This is a genomic window from Streptomyces chisholmiae (assembly GCF_031845445.1).
Lineage (GTDB): Bacteria > Actinomycetota > Actinomycetes > Streptomycetales > Streptomycetaceae > Streptomyces > Streptomyces chisholmiae.
This window is the reverse complement of the sequence record NZ_JAVREO010000298.1, coordinates 1-393: the sequence shown is the minus strand read 5'-3', so window position 1 is coordinate 393 and position 393 is coordinate 1. Positions and strand designations below refer to the sequence as shown.

The following is a 393-nucleotide window of genomic DNA, read 5'->3' as shown; positions in this document are numbered from 1 at the left end:
GACATGGTGATGCCGGCGATGAAGCCTCCGCCGGGCAGGTCGTGGCCGCGAAGGAACAGGTAGATCGCAAAGACGACAATGACCGGAAAGAGCCACTGCATGATGACACGCGGAATCATCAGGTAGTCGACAACTGTTTCGTCTGACGTTCGCGCCTCGTGACGTACATCAAATGCCTTCTGTACGGCCTGCTGCTCCGGCGCTGACAGGCTTTCAGCCGCAGGCCGAAAGCGTCGCAGCAGGGCGAAAACCGTCAGGGCGACGACGCCGAGCACGGTAATTTCGCCAAGTGTGTCGAACGCCCGGAAGTCGACTAGCAAGACGTTGACGACATTTCTCCCGCCTGCCTCGCTGTATGACTTGTCGAGGAAGAAACCAGAGATTGTCTCGGGA

The 393-nt window shown here is 58.5% G+C and carries 1 protein-coding gene; it reads right to left on the bottom strand.

All coding sequences use genetic code 11. The features are described from left to right. Window positions 1–393 (bottom strand): hydrogen gas-evolving membrane-bound hydrogenase subunit E (gene mbhE, locus RM844_RS33280; RefSeq protein WP_311671147.1); only part of this gene is annotated, 393 nt, incomplete at both ends.